This window comes from Sediminicola luteus (assembly GCF_040566555.1).
Classification (GTDB): Bacteria; Bacteroidota; Bacteroidia; order Flavobacteriales; family Flavobacteriaceae; genus Sediminicola.
Genome location: NZ_JBEWYP010000010.1, coordinates 30,309 through 50,337, shown reverse-complemented (window position 1 = coordinate 50,337; position 20,029 = coordinate 30,309). Strand labels below are relative to the sequence as shown.

The 20,029-nt window shown below is 40.8% G+C and carries 19 protein-coding genes and 1 tRNA gene; 9 read left to right on the top strand and 11 right to left on the bottom strand.

The annotated features are described in order from the left end of the window. Position 1 precedes the first annotated feature (1 nt). The 3 genes from ABXZ32_RS14540 to ABXZ32_RS14530 are packed head-to-tail and all read right to left on the bottom strand — an operon-like array spanning position 2 to position 1,957. Entirely contained in the window at positions 2 to 517 is a 516-nt protein-coding gene (locus ABXZ32_RS14540; RefSeq protein ID WP_354619415.1) for an SRPBCC family protein, read from the bottom strand. After that, positions 498 to 1,670, bottom strand: coding sequence for a serine hydrolase (locus ABXZ32_RS14535; protein ID WP_354619414.1), 1,173 nt, complete (start codon positions 1,668 to 1,670; stop codon positions 498 to 500). Before ABXZ32_RS14535 ends, ABXZ32_RS14540 begins: the two co-directional genes overlap by 20 nt. A 44-nt stretch (positions 1,671 to 1,714) precedes the next feature. Next, positions 1,715 to 1,957, bottom strand: a complete 243-nt coding sequence (locus ABXZ32_RS14530; protein ID WP_354619413.1) for a hypothetical protein — start codon at positions 1,955 to 1,957, stop codon at positions 1,715 to 1,717. Positions 1,958 to 2,093: 136 nt separating this feature from the next. Between ABXZ32_RS14530 and ABXZ32_RS14525 the strand changes: the two genes are divergently transcribed. The 7 genes from ABXZ32_RS14525 to ABXZ32_RS14495 all read left to right on the top strand — a co-directional run bounded on the left by ABXZ32_RS14525 (position 2,094) and on the right by ABXZ32_RS14495 (position 9,770). Next, positions 2,094 to 2,987: a peptidyl-prolyl cis-trans isomerase gene (locus ABXZ32_RS14525; protein WP_354619412.1), complete on the top strand. Its 894-nt coding sequence runs from the start codon at positions 2,094 to 2,096 to the stop codon at positions 2,985 to 2,987. Beyond that, a complete protein-coding gene (locus ABXZ32_RS14520) occupies positions 2,980 to 4,422 on the top strand; it encodes a peptidylprolyl isomerase (RefSeq protein WP_408017329.1) in 1,443 nt (480 codons plus the stop codon). The genes ABXZ32_RS14525 and ABXZ32_RS14520 overlap by 8 nt, the downstream gene beginning before the upstream one ends. Before the next feature lie 4 nt (positions 4,423 to 4,426). Then, on the top strand, positions 4,427 to 5,380 hold the full coding sequence (locus ABXZ32_RS14515; protein WP_354619410.1) for an AAA family ATPase: 954 nt from the start codon (positions 4,427 to 4,429) through the stop codon (positions 5,378 to 5,380). A 198-nt stretch (positions 5,381 to 5,578) separates the two neighbouring features. After that, entirely contained in the window at positions 5,579 to 7,846 is a 2,268-nt protein-coding gene (locus ABXZ32_RS14510) for an aconitate hydratase (RefSeq protein ID WP_354619409.1), read from the top strand. Positions 7,847 to 7,925: 79 nt separating this feature from the next. Beyond that, a complete protein-coding gene (locus tag ABXZ32_RS14505; RefSeq protein WP_354619408.1) occupies positions 7,926 to 8,486 on the top strand; it encodes a TlpA family protein disulfide reductase in 561 nt (186 codons plus the stop codon). A 2-nt stretch (positions 8,487 to 8,488) separates the two neighbouring features. Continuing rightward, entirely contained in the window at positions 8,489 to 9,055 is a 567-nt protein-coding gene (locus ABXZ32_RS14500) for a TlpA family protein disulfide reductase (RefSeq protein WP_354619407.1), read from the top strand. A 4-nt stretch (positions 9,056 to 9,059) separates the two neighbouring features. Continuing rightward, positions 9,060 to 9,770 (top strand): DUF3291 domain-containing protein, encoded by a 711-nt coding sequence (locus tag ABXZ32_RS14495; RefSeq protein ID WP_354619406.1) that lies wholly within the window; start codon positions 9,060 to 9,062, stop codon positions 9,768 to 9,770. Here the strand turns inward: ABXZ32_RS14495 and ABXZ32_RS14490 are convergent. Genes ABXZ32_RS14490 through ABXZ32_RS14465 form a run of 6 tightly spaced genes read right to left on the bottom strand, consistent with a single transcriptional unit; the run spans position 9,756 to position 15,557 of the window. Continuing rightward, positions 9,756 to 10,400, bottom strand: a complete 645-nt coding sequence (locus tag ABXZ32_RS14490) for a carotenoid biosynthesis protein (RefSeq protein WP_354619405.1) — start codon at positions 10,398 to 10,400, stop codon at positions 9,756 to 9,758. The two genes, ABXZ32_RS14495 and ABXZ32_RS14490, sit on opposite strands and share 15 nt — an antisense overlap. 3 nt (positions 10,401 to 10,403) lie before the next feature. After that, positions 10,404 to 11,870 carry a 1-hydroxycarotenoid 3,4-desaturase CrtD gene (gene crtD / locus ABXZ32_RS14485; RefSeq protein WP_354619404.1) on the bottom strand — a complete coding sequence of 489 codons (1,467 nt, stop codon included), beginning with the start codon at positions 11,868 to 11,870 and terminating at the stop codon, positions 10,404 to 10,406. A 2-nt stretch (positions 11,871 to 11,872) separates the two neighbouring features. After that, complete coding sequence (locus ABXZ32_RS14480) at positions 11,873 to 12,322, bottom strand: sterol desaturase family protein (RefSeq protein WP_354619403.1); 450 nt, start codon at positions 12,320 to 12,322, stop codon at positions 11,873 to 11,875. Continuing rightward, the gene (locus tag ABXZ32_RS14475; protein ID WP_354619402.1) at positions 12,322 to 13,161 is read right to left on the bottom strand and encodes a phytoene/squalene synthase family protein; all 840 of its coding nucleotides are present in this window, start codon (positions 13,159 to 13,161) and stop codon (positions 12,322 to 12,324) included. Before ABXZ32_RS14475 ends, ABXZ32_RS14480 begins: the two co-directional genes overlap by 1 nt. A 10-nt stretch (positions 13,162 to 13,171) precedes the next feature. Continuing rightward, entirely contained in the window at positions 13,172 to 14,629 is a 1,458-nt protein-coding gene (locus tag ABXZ32_RS14470) for a phytoene desaturase family protein (protein ID WP_354619401.1), read from the bottom strand. A gap of 28 nt (positions 14,630 to 14,657) precedes the next feature. After that, complete coding sequence (locus ABXZ32_RS14465; RefSeq protein WP_354619488.1) at positions 14,658 to 15,557, bottom strand: MerR family transcriptional regulator; 900 nt, start codon at positions 15,555 to 15,557, stop codon at positions 14,658 to 14,660. A gap of 177 nt (positions 15,558 to 15,734) precedes the next feature. Between ABXZ32_RS14465 and ABXZ32_RS14460 the strand changes: the two genes are divergently transcribed. Together ABXZ32_RS14460 and ABXZ32_RS14455 are read left to right on the top strand one after the other, a co-directional pair. Beyond that, positions 15,735 to 17,087 (top strand): Gfo/Idh/MocA family protein, encoded by a 1,353-nt coding sequence (locus ABXZ32_RS14460; RefSeq protein WP_354619400.1) that lies wholly within the window; start codon positions 15,735 to 15,737, stop codon positions 17,085 to 17,087. Positions 17,088 to 17,098: 11 nt separating this feature from the next. Further along, a complete protein-coding gene (locus ABXZ32_RS14455; RefSeq protein ID WP_354619399.1) occupies positions 17,099 to 17,812 on the top strand; it encodes a 3-keto-disaccharide hydrolase in 714 nt (237 codons plus the stop codon). Here ABXZ32_RS14455 and ABXZ32_RS14450 read toward each other — a convergent pair whose 3' ends face one another. Both ABXZ32_RS14450 and ABXZ32_RS14445 read right to left on the bottom strand, forming a co-directional pair. Further along, entirely contained in the window at positions 17,813 to 19,063 is a 1,251-nt protein-coding gene (locus tag ABXZ32_RS14450) for an NAD(P)/FAD-dependent oxidoreductase (RefSeq protein ID WP_354619398.1), read from the bottom strand. Between the two features lie 787 nt (positions 19,064 to 19,850). Next, positions 19,851 to 19,934, bottom strand: a tRNA-Leu gene (locus ABXZ32_RS14445). Positions 19,935 to 20,029 lie beyond the last annotated feature (95 nt).

Here is a 20,029-nt window from a genome sequence, read left to right as displayed (position 1 = left end):
ATCACATATTTACAAATTCCAGGCCTGCATTGGGAAATTGGCGTAAATCGTGCTCTGTTTCATTCAGGAGGATGCCATGTTCCAGGTAAGCCTTTAGGTTGGCCAACCAAAAAGTCCATCCATTGCTACACCCATAATGGATTTGCATTTTACTCTTTTCGTCCGTTGGAATGTTGTATTGTTTCAGGGTGACCAATATACTAGAGCTCTTATCTTGCAGTGTTATGGCCACACGACAATCACCGGCAAAGCTGATTTCCAAAAAATCTTTGCCGTTAGCTTTCAGAACGCTCCCTTTTTCCTGTCCGTCCCAATTGTGCCATTCCCAGATATACGTATCCCCTTCTTGAATGAAGTCGGACGGGTTTCTCACTTTTGCATCTGCTCCCAGGTATTCTGCCCTTCTCAAGAACCAGGACATGATGCCCTCCGTAGTGGCCCAGCACCAGTATATTTTTTCCAAGGATGCCTTGATATATATTTTCTTGGTGAAGGAATCAAAGGTCAGTAGTTCCATAGGTTCCATTATTTATGGATAATTGCAGTTGGTAGAGCTCCCTGCCCAATTCGGCGAGAAAAGGGATGCCCACCGATTCATACTCGTATTGGTCATCATTAAAGATGCCATCCTCGTTCACCAAAATGGTGGCCGTGATCAAAAATTCAACATCGTTTTTTGTATCCTTAATATACGCACAATCTGTTAAGGCTCCATAGGCATATCCCACTTTATTGTAAATTTTAGGAGCCTTTGGGATTAGGTCTTTTGTATCCCCGTACATAAAGAACTTCCCATAGCTGTCATAAAATTCCTTTACATTATAGCCCACCTCTCTTGGGAGGACACTCATGGCCTTCAAAAGGCGTTGTCGTTGTTCTTTATTAATATGGAACTGTTCTTTTTTTGAAAATAATTCGGGAAACATGATTCGTTTCAGTACGGCGTGCTGGGCTTCAATAGGGTAATAGTTTTTAAGGCTAAAATCAAAAGGTTCCATAATAAGTTCTCCATCATCATCATAATATCCCCTTCCTTTTTTGATACTGTTCAGGGATAATGGTCTAGGGGCTTTGTTGTAGGATCGCGTCCTATTCATAAGGGTGCTGTCATTCAAATACACCACAAGTGGTCTGGTTGTGGTGCGGTCCGCATTTTCGGTGGATAATCTGTGGGAGATGCGAATAGGTGCGATGCCCTTATTTTCCAATCGGCTATTGATCTCATCCGTGCCCAAAAACTCGAATAACCTGTTATAGGCATCGTTATCGCTTACCGCGAATATTTTGATGATTTCCTCGGCAAAAGTGGTCGTGATGGTATCTCCTTCCACAAAAAAGCGGGTATCCATGGTAAGGGTATCGTTCTCGTTCAGTTTTTCCAATGCCAGGACAGCAATGGGCAACTTGACGGTACTTGCAGGATAAAAATAATTTTCTGCATTAGTCTGAAAATCATGGTCACCTAATATTACGCTATCATTTCTTCTGGTCACCGTAGTTAAACGGATCTGTACTTCGTACTTCGAAATACTATCCATTACCCTTTTTATATTCGGATGATTGGATTGGAGGACATATGCCAAAGGATCCACTGGAGGAGAAGAAGTGTCTTCCTTACAGCTGAAAGTCGTTAATAGTATCCAAAATGCGAAGAGGTATTTGTGGTTCAAGGCGATAGTTTTAAATTTTAAAGGCACCATTGCCAGTGTGTGGATTAGTCTTCATAAACTTCTCCCCTATGTGGTTTTAAGGCATCACGGACCTGTATCATTTTAGATTCGTCAACCACCAAAAAGGCAATACTGTGCATCTCGCTATACGTCTTGCAACCGGTTATGCCCAAATCCAATTTCTCAGCAATGATATAATCCGTTAAGTGTATTTCGTGGTGTTCAGCTGTTTTAGCGGAAGTAGGGCCTCTAAAGTCCCAAATCAATTTTATTCTTCGGTTGCTCATGGGTAATAAGGAACTGGGTCCCAAATGTTTTTTCAGTTTACAATGGCTTAGTGTTTCTAAACATTTGTTAAAAATAGTTGATTTTTGGCAGAAAATCAGAACTTGCACAGCGATGGTTATTTGTTACTTTTGCAGGATGTTTTTTATAACAAGACAATTCATTAAACTTTTCACCCTGCTTCTAGCAGTTGCTCTTCTTTTTTTAGGAGCTTCATGCGAGGGGATCTGGAAAAAAAAGAAGGATAACAGGGCTATTGCCCGTGTTGGGGAAGTCTATTTATATCAGGAGGATATCGCGCCACTTATTACGGATAACATGTCTAAAGAGGATAGTGCTTCCTTTGTTTCCAATTATATAAATATTTGGGCATCCAAGCAATTGCTTCTATCAAAATCAAAAATCAATTTACCGGTAGATAGACTGGCCGAATTTGATAAACTGGTAGACGATTACAGGATAGATCTATACACAAGGGCATACAAAGAGGCCTTGGTGCAACAGGCGCTGGATACTATTGTAAATGAAGAAGAGCTGTTCGCCTTTTATGAGAATGAAAAGGAGAATTTTAAGTTAAGGGAGAAACTCATGATGATCCGTTTTGTGGAAATACCTCCACAGTTTATGAAAAAGGATGCCCTGGCCGAAAAATTAAAACGATTCAATAAAAGGGATCAAGCCTATCTAGACTCTATTAGCGTGCAGTTTAGAAAACTAAACCTCAATGATTCGGTATGGGTAAAGGTGTCCAAGATCGTTAAGGAAATTACTCCCTTAAGCCTTGAAAATGAGAATCAGTATTTAAAAAAATCACAATTTTTTGAAATACAGGATTCATTAGGGGTATATTTGGGCAAGGTAATTGATGTGCTTGAGGTGAATGATATTGCACCATTGTCCTTTATAAGGCCTTCAATTAGACAGGTGCTCATGAATAGAAGAAGGTTGGATTATATGCGGAAGCTGGAAACCGAGATTATTGATGAGGCCGTAAAAGAAAAAGAATTTGAGATATATGTACAAGATGAATAGGATGATCACATTTTTAACCGCTTTACTAGTAACAGTATTGGGGTATGCACAGGATAACAATGAAATGCCCGATACGCAGGTAGAACCACAAGATATTACAGTGGAAGCCAATGAAGGGTACAAAAAAGATACTGTAAACAATTTCAAAAGGATAAAATTGGACGGAGTAGCTGCAGTAGTTGGCGATTACGTTATTTTGGAATCGGATATTGAGAAAACCTTGATCGATCTTCGAAGTCAAGGGGCATCAACAGAAGATATAACCCGTTGCGGTTTGTTGGGGAAATTAATGGAAGACCGTTTGTATGCCCACCAGGCAGTACAGGATAGTATCTTGGTTTCCGATGATGAGGTGAATGCCACCAGTGAAAGGCAGTTGCAATCTCTTGTGTCGCAGGTAGGTTCCATAGAAAAAGTTTTGAAGTTCTACCGTAAGGATGATGAAGAGAGTTTTAGGGATGAGCTTTATAAGATCAACAAATTGAGGATGCTGTCCGAGAAAATGCAGCAGAAAATTGTTGGGGAGATTGAGATTACCCCAGAAGAGGTGCGCCAGTTCTTTAATAAGATTCCGGCAGACGAACGTCCAGTATTTGGTGCTGAATTGGAAATTGCGCAAATTGTAAAGGAACCTAAGGCTCCGGAAGTGGAAAAGCAGAAGGTGATAGATAAGTTGAGAGGCATTAAAGCCGATGTGGAAGATAATGGCGCTAGTTTTAGTGTAAAGGCCATTCTGTACTCCCAAGATCCAGGATCTAAATCCAAAGGTGGTTTTTACAGTATGACCAGACAGACGGGATTCGTAAAAGAATTCAAGGATGTAGCCTTTAGCTTAAGGGAAGGGGAGATATCCGAGCCTTTTGAAACAGTCTTTGGCTATCATATTATCTATATAGAAAAGATAAGGGGACAGGAAGTAGATCTGAGGCATATATTGATTGCTCCGGAAATCCCACAGCATGCTATGGATGCTGCCAAGGTGGAATTGGATAGTATCCGTCAGAATGTAATTGATGGAAAATATACTTTTGCCGAGGCCGCCCAGAATTTCTCTGATGAAAAAGAAACGAAATTTGATGGAGGTCTTTTGAGGAACCCTACCAATTTTGATTCTCGCTTTGAATTGACAAAAATGGACCCTACCCTGTACAATCAGGTACGTAACCTAAAGGATAACGAGATTTCCCAGCCTATTTTAGAGGAAGATCCAAGAGGAGGGGCTCCAAAATATAAGATCATGAAGATTACCAATAGGTATGATGAGCATGAGGCAAACTTTGCGAAAGATTATTTAAAGATCCAGGAGTTGGCACTTCGTGATAAGCAGTTCAAAGCCATTGAAAAGTGGATGGCCGAGCATATAGATGAAACCTATATCAGTGTAAACAAGGACAACAAAGGATGCGATTTTGCGAATAACTGGGTAAAGGAGTAAATGCATGTCAGACGTTGCGTCCATCAATAGGTTAGTAGAAAAACACAAAGCTTTAAAGCAAGAAATTGCTAAGGTGATCATTGGCCAAGATGAGGTGGTCAGCCAAATACTATTGTCCGTCTATACCGGTGGACATTCCCTTTTGATCGGTGTGCCCGGACTTGCAAAGACCTTAATGGTTCATACGATTGCCAAAACTTTGGGACTCGATTTTAAGCGGATTCAGTTTACGCCAGATCTAATGCCCAGTGATATTCTTGGTAGTGAGATATTGGACCAAAACCGTAATTTTAAGTTCATCAAGGGCCCGATATTTTCCAATATCATCCTAGCAGATGAAATTAACCGTACGCCACCTAAAACGCAGGCGGCCCTCTTGGAGGCCATGCAGGAAAGGTCGGTTACCATTGCGGGGAACCAATATAAATTGGCGGAGCCTTACTTCGTTCTCGCCACACAGAACCCTATTGAACAAGAAGGTACCTATCCTTTGCCAGAAGCGCAATTGGACCGTTTCATGTTCGCCATAGAGTTACAATATCCTTCCATAGAGGAAGAGATCGAAGTAGTAAAAACAACGACCTCAGACCATACAGCAACTTTAAATGCGCTGTTTAGCGCCCAAGAGATCGTGGAAGTGCAACATTTGATCCGCAGGATTCCAGTTCCCGATAATGTGGTGGAATATGCAGTGCGACTGGTGAACAGCACCAGACCTAATTTGCCGACAGCATCGGATTTTGTAAAACAATATATCGACTGGGGAGCTGGTCCAAGGGCATCCCAAAACCTTATTTTGGGTGCTAAGGCACATGCCGCGGTCAATGGTAAGTTCTCGCCGGATATAGAAGATGTAAAAGCGGTTGCCTGGGGTATTTTAAGACACAGAATCATCAAAAACTACAAGGCAGAGGCCGAAGGGATCTCCGAAGATGACATAATTCTGCGTTTAGTCTAATCCGAATCCCCTTACTTCAATCGTTATCGTAAGCAAATACGCTTATTTCTTTCTAAAAAATTAACAAATTCATTTTTTTGTGAACCATTCATTGATTTTTCAATTAAAATGATATGAATCGTGCTCTTAAAATTTCGTTTGCCTATTCTATTTTATTATTTTTGTTGAATTGCAATAACTTAAACACAAAACAATATAATGGCATTTGACATCGATATGATCAAGGGATTGTATTCCAATATGGCCGAGCGCGTTGATAAAGCACGCGAGATCGTTGGAAGACCACTGACCCTTTCGGAGAAAATTTTATATTCCCATTTATGGGATGGAAATCCTACAAAGGAATTTAAAAGGGGCAAGGACTATGTTGACTTTGCACCGGATCGTATAGCATGTCAGGATGCGACCGCTCAAATGGCCTTATTGCAGTTTATGCAAGCAGGAAAACCTAAGGTTGCGGTTCCTACCACAGTGCACTGTGATCACTTGATCCAGGCGAAAAGTGGAGCAGCGGCCGATTTAAAGGTTGCCAATAGCACAAGTGCAGAGGTATTCGATTTCTTGGAATCGGTATCAAATAAATATGGAATTGGATTTTGGAAGCCGGGAGCTGGAATTATCCACCAAGTTGTATTGGAAAATTACGCCTTCCCAGGAGGAATGATGATCGGTACGGATTCCCACACAGTAAACGCTGGTGGATTGGGAATGGTTGCCATTGGAGTTGGTGGTGCTGACGCCGTTGATGTAATGGCCGGAATGGCTTGGGAATTGAAATTTCCAAAACTGATAGGAGTAAAATTGACCGGTAATATCTCTGGTTGGACCTCCTCAAAGGATGTTATCCTAAAAGTAGCCGGGATCCTTACCGTAAAAGGGGGAACTGGAGCTATTATAGAATATTTTGGCGATGGTGCCAAAAACCTTTCCTGTACTGGAAAAGGAACCATTTGTAACATGGGTGCCGAAGTAGGGGCAACAACATCTACTTTTGGATACGACGAATCTATGGAGCGTTACCTGAGAGCTACGGACAGAAGCGATATAGCCGATGCTGCCAATGCTGTAAAGGAACACTTAACAGCTGATCCAGAGGTATACGCCAATCCAGAAAAATATTTTGATGAGTTGATAGAGATCAACCTAGATGAACTAAGACCTCACTTAAATGGTCCGTTTACACCGGATTTGGCCACACCAGTGGGTGAATTGGGAGTAAAGGCTAGAGAAAATGGATGGCCTATTAAGGTAGATTGGGGATTGATCGGTTCCTGTACCAACTCTTCCTACGAAGATTTGACCCGTGCCGCCTCTATTGCCAAACAAGCCGTAGATAAAAAAATAAAAGCAAAATCAGATTTTGGAATTAACCCAGGTTCTGAGCAAATTAGGTTTACCGCCGAAAGGGATGGCCTATTGCAGATCTTTGAAAATCTTGGAGCTACAGTATTTACAAATGCCTGTGGTCCATGTATCGGACAGTGGGACAGAAGCGACCTAAAAGGGGATGAGAAGAATACTATTGTACATTCCTTTAACAGAAACTTCTCCAAAAGGGCCGATGGAAATCCAAATACGCATGCCTTTGTAGGATCTCCAGAAATGGTGGCTGCAATCGCAATTTCAGGGCGTTTGGACTTTAATCCAATGACCGATACCCTTTTGAACGAAAATGGGGAAGAGGTAAAATTGGACGAACCGTTGGGAATAGAACTTCCACCGTTAGGATTTGATGTTGAGGATGCCGGATATTTGGCCCCTAATGAGGATGGGTCTAGTGTGGTGGTTAAGGTTGACCCAAAATCAGAAAGATTACAATTATTGGAACCTTTCACTCCTCTTACACCAGAAAGCTTACAAGGCGTAAAATTATTGATCAAAGCCTTTGGAAAATGTACTACGGACCATATCTCAATGGCAGGTCCATGGTTGCGTTACAGAGGACACTTGGATAATATTGCGAACAATACCTTGATCGGTGCTGTAAACGCATATAATAAGAAGACCAATTTCGTAAAGAATCAGCTTACCGGAGAGTATGTTGGCGTGCCAGATGCACAAAGAGCTTATAAGGCAGCAGGTATTAAGACCATTGTTGTGGGTGACCATAACTATGGTGAAGGTTCTTCAAGGGAACATGCGGCCATGCAGCCAAGACATTTGGGAGTGGCAGCCGTATTGGTAAAATCTTTTGCACGTATCCATGAAACAAACCTTAAAAAACAAGGGATGTTGGGGTTAACGTTTGCCAATGAAGCAGATTACGATCTTATTCAGGAAGATGATACTTTCAATTTCGTGGATATAGCAGCATTCGCACCGGACAAGCAATTGACCTTAGAAATAGTCCATAAAGATGGCAGTAAGGATACCATAAAAGTAAACCATACCTACAACCAATCACAAATAGATTGGTTCAATGAAGGTTCTGCATTAAATGTGATAAAAAGGGAAAATGTTTCCTAAATTCATTTTTTAAATAGTTCATAAAAACTCCTGATTATCATCAGGAGTTTTTTAGTTTTGATGGGAAATAAATTCACACATGAAAATTACTAAAAAGACCTTTCTTAATATATTGCTTATTGCCTTTATTGTATCATTTTTTGTAACACCTGTAGGGTATTATGGTAAGGTTTTATTGAATAAAATATTTTCTTTTAGTCCAGATGTGACCGAAGTATCGGATCGGGAACGTATCACAGATTATGATTGGCGACTGAAAGATGAAAACTGGAACTTTTTTAACTTCAAAAAATCCAAGGGAAACGTGGTCCTCATCAATCTTTGGGCTTCATGGAAATTACCTTGTGTAGCAGAATTGGCCAGTATCCAAGATCTTTATGATCAGTATAAGGATAAAATGGATTTTTATATCATTACCAATGAGGAGCGGGAACCTGTAGAAGCCTTTATGGAAGAACACGGTTTTACCTTTCCAGTGACCTATTTGATCATTGGGGAGAAGATGCCGATCAGTGATGAGGTAGTTCCTTCATCCTATTTATTGGATAAATCCGGTAATATTGTGATTCATAAGGAAGGGATCGCAGATTGGGACAATAGTAAGGTAAGGGATATCCTGGACGAACTGATAAAGGAATAGCTATGGCTTTTAAAATAGGCAAAAAACAATGGATAAACGCTGCCTTCATCTTGGCGGTCATCCTTATGTTGTTTACGCCTATTGGTTTTAAACTCAAAGTCATGGCGAGCAGATTACTTTCCAGTAGTGCTGCTATGATGAAAGCGGAGCTGCAAGTTCCCCTGGATTCCTACAAATGGGAATTGAAAGACACCAAAATGGAGCATTTTCAATTTGATACCCAAAAAGGGAAGGTAGTTCTTGTCAATTTTTGGGCCACCTGGTGTGCGCCATGCATTGCCGAAATGCCCAGTATGCAGAACCTTTATAACGATTATGGGGATAAGGTTACCTTTATGTTCGTCACCAATGAGGAGGAGCAAAAGGTATTGGATTTTTTGAACCGAAAAAATTACGATCTTCCTGTGTATTTTCCACAGTCCAAAGAACCAAAGGTATTGAGCTCCAAAGTACTTCCTACGACCTATATCATCAATAAGGAGGGAAAATTAATAGTTGCTGAAACAGGAGCTGCCGATTGGAATAGTGCAACAACCAGAAAATTGTTGGATTCACTATTGGAGGAATAGCCTTATGTCTCAGATCACCACCCTAACATTTTTTAGATATCGTGGTTTACGGCAGAAACTATGGGCTTTTGGCATGATGCAATTTGGTCATGCGCCCATGTCCAAGTTAAACGGCCTGCAATTCTATAAATTGATGGGCAGTGGTAAAGCAGGATTTAACCCCTTGCCAGATTGGTCGGTATACGCCGTCCTTCAAATTTGGGACAATGAAGCATCCGCAGACCTATATTTTAATGCTTCCCCTCTTATAGAACGATACAAGAATCACAGTGAAGAATGTTGGACCCTCTACTTAAAAAATTTTGCGGCCAAAGGGGAGTGGTCGGGGATAAATCCTTTTCAAAAAAACAGCAAACTAGATCCCGACAATCCATTTATTGCCGTTATCACAAGGGCGACCATCAAGAAAAGGCTATTGTACAGGTTCTGGAAGTACGTGCCCACTTCACAAGCCTCCCTGGAGGGGAATGAGGGACTTCTTTTTACCAAGGGCATAGGAGAGGTGCCCATCACCCAAATGGCCACGTTTAGCGTATGGAAGAACAAGGAATCCCTTATGGAGTATGCTTATGGCAGTAAGGAGCATAAAAGCGCCATACAGCAGACCAGACAATTACAATGGTATAAGGAAGAATTGTTTTCCCGTTTTCAGCCCTATCGTTCTTTGGGTAGCTGGAATGGAAAACAGCAGTTGCCCGAACTATCCGAAAAATAGAAAGAAGTAACCAAAAAAGACCAATTGGGCGATGTACAAATGCAGGGAGAATTTAAAGTTCCCTTCCTGTTTTAGAAAATGTAAGATCATCTGAAAGATTACCGCTAAGGCAAACCAGGTCGTATAATTTTCTAAAGGTGCAGCTTGGCCTTCAAACGCCCAAAAGTCGAAAATGGGAGCACTGTGTTCCATAAAAAAATCGAGCAAGACCATCAACCCGGCAGCAAGTACAATTTTAACTGGAGCGCTGGAGGTTATTTTAGTGGCTAGTGTTGCACAAATAAAAGTGAGGATGCCCCAATAGATGCCTATTAAATAGGGAACTCCATCCAACTTGGGACCAAAATTACTGCCGTAGCTGTAGGTTCCGAAAAGAACCCCGTAATTTACGCCCAGCCATTCAGCAAACATTCCCCCTGTAAAAAATAATGAGAAGGCCCCAATTTTCTTGGCAGTGTCCATAGGGTAGACCCAAATAAATAAAAGCAGGCTAATGGAAAGGTTCAGGGTGGTTTTGGATACGAACCATTCCTGGTATCCCATGGTGATTCCTATAAGAGCGGCGATATGGAATAACCATACAACCCCTATGGCCACAGTAGTTTTATTTGTGATGATCTTGTCCCGCATAGATTAAAATTTTGGGACCAAATCCCCTACTATTTTGGCGGATAACAAACACAAGGGAATACCGCCACCGGGATGAACGGATCCTCCGCAGAAATAAAGGTTTTTTATGGAGTTGCTAAAATTTGGATGCCGCAGAAAGGCTGCAAATTTACTATTGCTGGCAGCCCCGTACAAAGCGCCCCTATAAGAGCTCGTATCCCGCTCTATTCCTATTGGATCCAAAATATGTTCTGTGGTGATCAACCCTTCAAGATCAACACCTAGTACGCTGTTGATTTTTGAAATAATCCATTCACGGGCCGCAGTTTTTAGTTGCTCCCAATCCTGCCCGTAGTTTCCTGGAACATTGATCATGACAAACCAATTCTCATGTCCGGCCGGAGCATCACCATGCTCTTCCTTGCTGGTGATATTGATATAGATGGTAGGGTCATTGTAAATGGTCCTATCGTTAAAGATAGCGCTAAACTCCTCCTTGTAATTTTCGCTGAAAAGGATATTATGTAGATCCAGTTCTGGAAACTCTCGGGAGATGCCCCAGTAGAAAATGAGTGCCGAACTAGAACGTTCTTGTTCCAAGACTTTGGTGGGGTGGGGTTGATCCTGGAGCAAATTTTTATAGGTGGGGAATATGTCCATATTGGAGACCGTGATATCGGCCATATAATCTCGTTTATCCGATACTGCTCCCACAGCTTTTTTATCTTCCACCTTAATGTGCTGAACTCTCTCGTTAAACTTAAAAATAACCCCTTGCCTTACGGCCAATTCGTAAAGACTCTTGCTTATTTGGACCATACCTCCCTTGGGAAAGAACGTGCCATAGTGCATTTCCAAATGAGGGATCATAGACATGATACCAGGGGTCTGATAGGGTGACGAGCCGTTATATGTGGCGAACCTATTGAATAATTGCACCAGTTTTCGACTTTGAAAAGTCTTTTCATTAATGGTGTTCAAGGTAGTGTCCACATCCAATTTTCCTATCTGTAAAATGGCTTTGACAGTATCGCTGGATAAGTACGTATTGACCTTATGTAGGGATTTCTCCAAAAAAAGAGCAGCCGTGAGGTCATACTTTTTTGCGTTTCCCGTGATATAATCTTTTAGATGGGTCTCACTTTCTCCAAAAGTTTTTGCAGCTTCTTTGATAAAGACATCACTGTTCCCATTCGCTGAAAAAGTAGTGCCATCTTCCCAAAAATAATTACAGATCACGTTTTTTTTAGAATATTGAAAAAAGGACTGTGGTTCCACTTCAAAGAGTTGAAATAATTCATCCACCAGATGTGGCATGGTAAAAAGAGAAGGTCCTAGATCGAATCGGTAGCCGTTTACATCCTTGGTATGCAATTTCCCGCCAGGATAGCTGTTGGCTTCCAAAACGGTAACCTCATAGCCAATTTTTTTCAAACGGAGGGCAGTGGCTATACCGCCAATTCCTGCACCTATTACGATGGCGTTGGGCATTCCTATTTTTTGAAATATTTGAAGGGTACAAATAACATCCCAAAACATTCGCCATCTCCCTTGCCTAAATGCTTGTGGTGCATTTTGTGAGCTCTTCGCACTCCTTTGGCATACCAGTTATTAGCATTTCTGAATAGCTTGAAGCGTTGGTGTATAAAAATGTCGTGAACCAAAAAATATGCGGCTCCATAGGCCATTATACCAAACCCAATGGGTAGGGCATACCAAAATGTAGTGTTGGCAGCAATATAAAAACAACTCATACTGATCACCGCATAGAAAATAAAGAAGGCATCGTTTCTCTCAAACCAAGAATCATGGTCTTTCTTATGGTGGTCTTTGTGCAATACCCAAAGGAACCCGTGCATTACATATTTATGGGTAAACCACGCCATGAATTCCATGAAGGAGAAGGTGCCTATAAAGATGAGAAATCCTATTAAAATGTCCATTACACTAATTTTAATTTACAGTTGACATAAGATTTGGCCAATAATTGAAACTTTTGATAGTTGGGAACGCTTATTCTGGCATTTTTAATTTCCAGTGGTGGCGTTTTCTCTAGTTTTTGCAATAATTTGGAATAATATCGGTAGGCTGTATACACTCCAAATTTGGCTTCGTTGGGCAGTTGTACAATTCCTGAATATCCAAGGTCAAAATCAGCTCGTATTTCAGCTACAATTTTTGATTTGGAGGATTCGTTCAACTCGTTCAAATTTGTATTTGGAAAATAGGTTCTATTTAGTGTTTCGAAATCAGCTTTTAAGTCCCTGAGGAAATTTACTTTCTGAAAAGCGCTTCCCAGTGCCATGGCCGATATTTTTAAACGCTCATATTCCTGTTCGTTTCCTTGTACAAATACCATCAAGCACATAAGACCAACAACATCTGCGGAGCCATAAATGTATTCTTTATATTCCTCCTCCGTGCGGTAGACATTTTTTGTGAGGTCCATGCGCATGCTTTTCATAAAAGAGGTGACAAGATGCATGGGTATCTTGTATTTATGAAAGGTATATTGAAAAGAGTTTAAAATTGGATTTAAACTTATTTTGTGGGTAAGGGCATGTTCCATATCCTGTTCAAATTTATTGAACAGTTCCGCTTTGTCATAATCATGAAACGTGTCTACAATTTCATCTGCAAATCTCACAAAACCGTAGATGTTGTAGATGTCCCCCCTGATGGAAGTAGCCAACATTTTAGTGGCCAGGGCAAAAGAGGTACTATAGGATTCCGTGACAGTCTTGCTGCATTCAAAGGAGACGTTATCAAAAATGGCTTTCATAATCCGGTTATTAATTTTTCATAGCAATTAGTTCCGAAACAAGTTTTCCTGAAATCAATGCCGGCGGCACCCCTGGCCCGGGAACTGTCAGTTGGCCTGTAAAGTAAAGATTTTCTACTTTCTTACTTTTCAACTTGGGTCTTAGGAAAGCTGTCTGTAATAAAGTATTGGCCATTCCATAAGCATTACCTTTATAAGAATTGTATGCTTCCTTAAAATCATTTACACAAAAGGATTCATGAAATATAATATTTTTTTCCACCTTTTCACCGGTGCGTTTTTCGAATCGTTTTATGATCAGATCAAAAAATTGAGCCCTTAATGCTGGGGTGTCTTCCAAACCAGGTGCAATAGGTACCAGGAAGAATCCGGTTTCACATCCTTCCGGAGCCATACTGGCATCTGTGATCGAAGGTATGTTAACATAGAACAGAGGATCGCTCGGCCACTGTGGGTTATCATAGATTTCCTCTGCATGTCTTTCAAAATCTGTATCAAAGAAGAGGTTATGATGTTCAATATTCTTCAATTTCTTATCAAAGCCAACATAGAACAAAAGAGAGGAAGGGGCAAAAGTCTTGCTCTCCCAATAGGCTTCGGAATATTGCCTGTGCTCCTTTTCCAACAAAGATTCCGAATGGTGATAATCTGCACCGCTAAGGATGACATCGGCTTGTATTTCATTCCCATTCACTCGTATTCCTGTGGCCTTTTTATTGGATACTATAATTTTTTCGACGGGGCTATTGGTGTGTATGCTGACCCCTAGTTCTTCGGCAAGGCTCCTCATGGCCTTTATTATTTCGTACATTCCTCCTTTAGGATGCCATGTGCCCAAACCAAAATCGGCAAAGTTCATGAAGTTATAAAAGGATGGGGTTTTACTGGGTTTGGCCCCTAGGAACAACACTGGAAACTCTAAGGTTGATACTAATTTGGGGTTTTTAAAATCCTTGCGTACCTGCTGACTTATCGTCTTAAAGAATTGATCAACTCTCAAGACCGTTTCTTTGGTTACCAACTCAAATGGAGAAAGTCCTGGCCTTAGGACAATTTTGTTAATGGCAATATCATAATTCTCCTGGGCTGTTTTTATAAATTTTCGCAATCGATCAGAGCTTCCTTTTTCAATTCGCTCAAATTCCTCACAGATTTTGTCCATATGGTCACCAATCGTGATAACATCATCGGAAAAGAATATTTTATAGGCCGGACTCAATTTGTCCAATTGGTAATAATCAGAAGTTTTTTTCTGAAAGTCGTTGAAGAATTTATCAAAGATATCGGGCATCCAATACCAACTAGGCCCAATATCAAAAGTAAAACCATCTCTTACAAGTTGTCTGGCCCTACCTCCAACGGTCTCGTTTTTTTCATATATGGCAACCTCATGACCCTCTTTGGCCAAATAGCAAGAAGCCGATAAGGCGGAAAAACCGGAACCTATGATAATTATCTTTTTACTCATGTCAGGATGTTAGTGGTATGCTCTAGTTTTATAATTCTTGAACTAATTGATCTATGGAATTAAAGGTTCGCAGGGAGGGGGAGAGGTTGGTTTTGTCCAAATTCTGAATTTGATACCCAAGGATCCATAATTTTGACTTCCCATCTTGGTTTACATTTTTGGTGAACTCTTCAAGATACTTATCAATTTTTTCTTTTGAGGGTTCAACAGTAAAATAGGATATGAAATGTAAATTCTCGTAATACTTGGTCAAATCAGTTAAACATTCTGTCGGTACAGTTTGGCCCAAGTAAATAGACTTAAAGCCCCTAAGGGTAATCTCATAATTGACAAATAGAAGACCTAACTCATGGATTTCATTTTCCGGCAAGAACAGCACAAAAGTCTTATCCTTTTGGGTAGGCTCATTGCTATGTAATTTATCGGTATTGACGATGATCTTTTGTTTGATCAAATTGGTGATGAAATGCTCATGGGATGGACTGATCGTATCCGTTTGCCATAAGAGTCCCAATTCATTGAGTAATGGAATAAACACATCGTAAAAGATATCCCTGAATGATTTATCCGCCAATAATCTGTTGTAGGTATTGAAAAACATGGTCTGGTCAAAATTCACCATGGCCAATTTAAAAGCGTTGATTGAGTGGTTTTTAAAACTATTCCTCGCCACAATTTCTTTTACCAATAAGGGAATCTCATCCTCTGGCACTTTGGCTATTTTGGAGATTTTATAGCCGTTGTTATAAAGAAGTGTGATGTTCAGCAGTTTTTGAAGGCTGGCCAAACTGTAATTTCGAATGTTTGTTGAGGTTCTTTCTGGAGATAAAAGGTCGTACCTTTTTTCCCAAATTCTAATAGTATGAGCCTTTATCCCTGAGAGGTTCTCCAAGTCCCGAATGCTAAATATTTTTTTTACGTTGTTCATCATTTATTTAAAATGGTTAAACAAAGTTACAAGAAATATTTAAGCAAGTGTTAAATAGGTCGTTAATTTTTAATAAAATATTTTGGCATCATGAGGATATTGTAAAGGATAGTATGAATTATAAGATAAAATGGATATCTTAATTTGCTGTTAATATATCGCAATAAAATGTAATAAATGTCTAAAAATTCTAAGCACACCCGTAAAGATTTTATTAAAACCCTTGGAACAAGTGCCTTGGCGATTGCCGGAGTTCCAGCTATATTAACGGCAAACTCTCCAAAACAAATCTCGTATTTGACCAGAGAGCGGTATGCGGCCAATTCCAATATACAGATTGCTTTAATTGGGGCAGGAGGAATGGGAAGTCAAGATACGTACACCGCCCTAAAACACAATGGGATAAAATTGGTTGCCGTATGTGATCTCTATGATGGGTATTTGAAAAAGGCAAAGGAAAACTGGGGATCAGATTTGTTTACCACCAAGGACTATAGGGAGATTCTGAACCGTAAGGATGTAGATGCTGTAATTATTGGTACGCCAGATCATTGGCATAAACAAATATCAATTGATGCCATGAGGGCAGGTAAACACGTGTACTGCGAAAAGCCCATGGTCCACTCCTTGGATGAGGGGCATGAAGTCATCCAAACCCAAAAAGAAACCGGCATGGTTTTTATGGTCGGGAGCCAAGGGCTATCGTCTTTGGGCAACGAGAAAGCTAAAGCCCTTCTTGCGGAGGGCGCCATAGGTGATATTAATTATGCAGAGGGATTCTGGGCAAGACGGAGTCCCATAGGAGCTTGGCAGTATAATATTCCCAGCGATGCCTCTTCCCAAACGATTGATTGGGATAGCTTTATTAAAAACACCAATAAAATACCTTTTGATGCTACCCGGTTTTTTAGGTGGAGGAATTATAAGGACTATGGTACGGGAATGTCCGGTGATCTATTTGTACATCTTTTTTCAAGTTTGCATTTTATAACTAATTCCTTTGGCCCCAACCAGATCTATGCTTCGGGGGGACTACGCTATTGGAAGGATGGGAGGGAAGTGCCCGATGTACTTCTCGGAGTGTTTGATTATCCAGACAGTCCGCAACATCCAGCTTTTAACTTGTCCTTGCGATGTAATTTTGTTGATGGCACTTCGGGAACTACCTATTTAAGAATAGTGGGCAGTGAGGGCTCTATGGATGTGGAATGGGACAAGATTACCTTGAAAAGAAATAATGAACAATTTGATGACCCTTTTTTGGCGGCTAAATCGAAAGAACAGGGATTAAAAACAGGAAGAAAGCAAATATTACCACAAGAAGAAATTGTCTATCAAGCAGAAGAAGGGTATCAAGGCGCCCATTATGATCATTTTGCCAATTGGTTCAATGCCATAAGAGGAGGTAGCCCAGTAACGGAGGATGCTATATTTGGGTACCGGGCAGCCGCTCCAGCCCTGGCATGCAACGACAGTTATTTTGAGGATAGGGCCATAAAATGGGACCCAGTGAAAATGAAAAAAATATAACACCAAAAAGGATGAAGATACTAATGGGCATGGCATGTATGATACTAATGGTCTCAGCATGTAAACAAAAAATGAAACAAGAGGTGCAACCTGTTCAGGAGAATACTGAATTAGGAGCAAGCGATTGGGTTTCCCTTATGGATTCTACCAAGTGGCGGGGCTACAATATGGATCATTTGCCAAATAATTGGGTGATAGCTAATGGGGTTATCGAATGTCTGGGGAAAGCAGGTGATATGGGTGGGGATATAATAACCAATGAACAATTTGAAAATTTTGAATTACAATTGGAATGGAAGATCAGCAAAGGGGGCAATAGTGGTGTTTTCTACAATGTAGTTGAGGATACCATTTACCATTCACCTTACCAAACCGGACCGGAATATCAAATCTTGGACGATGTTGGCTTTCCGGAACCCATAGAGGACTGGCAAAAAACTGGGGCCGACTATGCGATGTTTGTTGCAAACAATAAGAAAATCCTTAAACCTGTTGGTGAGTGGAATGCTACCATTATCAAAGTGAACAATGGGAAAGTGGAGCATTGGTTAAATGGGGAGATGATTGTAGCATTTGATAGAGCCTCCGAGGAATGGAAGGAAAAACGCAATAGCGGAAAATGGACCGATTATCCAGATTATGGCAAGAGCAATATGGGCCATTTGGCCCTACAGGACCATGGGGCAGGGGTCTGGTTCAAAAATGTAAAGGTCAAACGCTTGTAACTAAAAGCGGCGATCTGGATGGAATCCATCAATATCCATTGATAATTTTTGATCGGATATTATTTCGGTCACCAATTTTCCAGTAGCCGGACCTAGGCTCCATCCCATCATGGCGTGTCCCGTGGCGATAGTCAAATTATCATATCCCGAGGAGCGTCCTATATAAGGGAGCCCATCAGGAGAAACAGGCCTTAGGCCACACTGAGCTTCACTTCTTTCAGTTTCGGTGATCTCCAGTCCATCGTAATAGGATGTTGCGGCATTGGCTATGGCATGCACCCTTTCGGCCTTGATATCATGGTTGATACCTGAAAGTTCCATGGTTCCAGCGAATCTTGTAAATCCCTGCATGGGGGTAACCGCCACTTTGGCCTCCATAAGTATAGCCGGAAGGAGGATTCCTGTTTTGCGATGTACATTGATCCGATATCCTTTTCCCGGTTGTACCCTAAGTTTTAATTTTAGTTTTTTTGCAATTCCTTCGCTCCAGGATCCTGAGGCCAGAACAAATTCATCCGCCGTATAAGTTTCCTTATTGGTTGTTACTGATGAAATTTTTCTGTCATGAAATGAAAAGTCCAAAGCTTCCTCATTGGTTTTGAACACTACCCCCATGCGTTTAAGGTAGGCCACTAATTTGGGCATCAGCTCTGTTGGGGTGGTATGGGCATCACATTCATAATGTATCGCCCCTAAGATTTCATGGCTTAAATTGGGTTGGAGTATAGAAAGTTCCTTTAGGGTCAGCGTTTTAACCTCCAGGCCTTCATCTTCGGCCCTTTTTGCAACTTCTGCTTCATGCTTTCCTTCTTTTGCTGTTTTATAGAGCATCAACAATCCTTTTTTTTCTAGATGAAACTCACCTAAATCCCCAGAATTGTAAATCTCCGAGTATAAATCCCTGCTCAAAAGATTAATGTCTTTGATCAACGGGATGGCTTTTTCAACATTTTTTTTGGTAGAGGAAGCATTAAAATTCAAGGTCCATTTAAGGAAGTCAAGATCCAAACGGGGTTTAATATAGAAAGGGCTGCTACTATTGAACATCATTTTAATGCCTTTTGCCATCATTCCGGGAGAGGCCAACGGAATAATATGACTGGGGGTAATATACCCGGCATTTACAAAAGAAGCTCCTTTGGAAAGGTCCGACTTGTCTATTAAGGTTATATGATGACCTTCCTTTAAAAGATAATAAGCACTGCTAAGACCAATGATCCCTCCACCAACGATAATGATGTTCTTTCCCATATTTGCAAAATAAAAACTAACATCCCAATAGGATGTGGGTAAAGAAACTAAATTACAAAGAATAAGAATGAGTAAATTATAACTTGAAAATTCTTTTTAGGGTTAATTTATGCGCATAGATTCCAATCCTTGTAGCAGATAATCACTTCTTCCTTCCATATAGTAAGAAATCCAAGGACCCAAGAGTAAACTACTTTGAGTATAAAAGTGGTTTTGTGCCCACGATTGCCCCGATGCTTCGGGGGAGCCAGCACATCAATTCTAACTAATAAGGGTGTTCGCAGGGAAAGCCTTTTATTGACAATGGTACATTCTTCGGTACAATAGGGAACAAAAAAACCGCTATAAAAGCGGTTTTGTGCCCACAACTGCCCCGATGCTTCGGGGGAGCCAGCACATCTATATTAAATAATAAGGGTGTTCGCAGGGAAAGCCTTTTATTGACAATGGTACATTCTTCGGTACAATAGGGAACAAAAAAACCGCTATAAAAGCGGTTTTGTGCCCACGACTGCCCCGATGCTTCGGGGGAGCCAGCACATCAATTATAAATAATTAGGGTGTTCGTAGAAAAGTTTTTGATTTACCATGCTGCATTGTCCGACACAATAGGGAACAAAAAAACCGCCATAAAAGCGGTTTTGTGCCCACGACTGCCCCGAGGCTTCGGGGGAGCCATCACATCAATTTTAAATGATTGGGGTGTTCGCAAGGAAAGCCTTTTTTTGACAATGGTATATTTTTCGCTACAATAGGGAACAAAAAAACCGCTATAAAAGCGGTTTTGTGCCCACGACTGGATTCGAACCAGCACATCCTTGCGAACACCACCCCCTCAAGGTGGCGTGTCTACCAATTTCACCACGTGGGCTCACGTAAGAGTTTGCAAATATAACCATGTTTTTTTACTATACCATTTCACTGGCAAGGTTGTTGAAAATATTTTTTTGTGACAACGAGTATTAG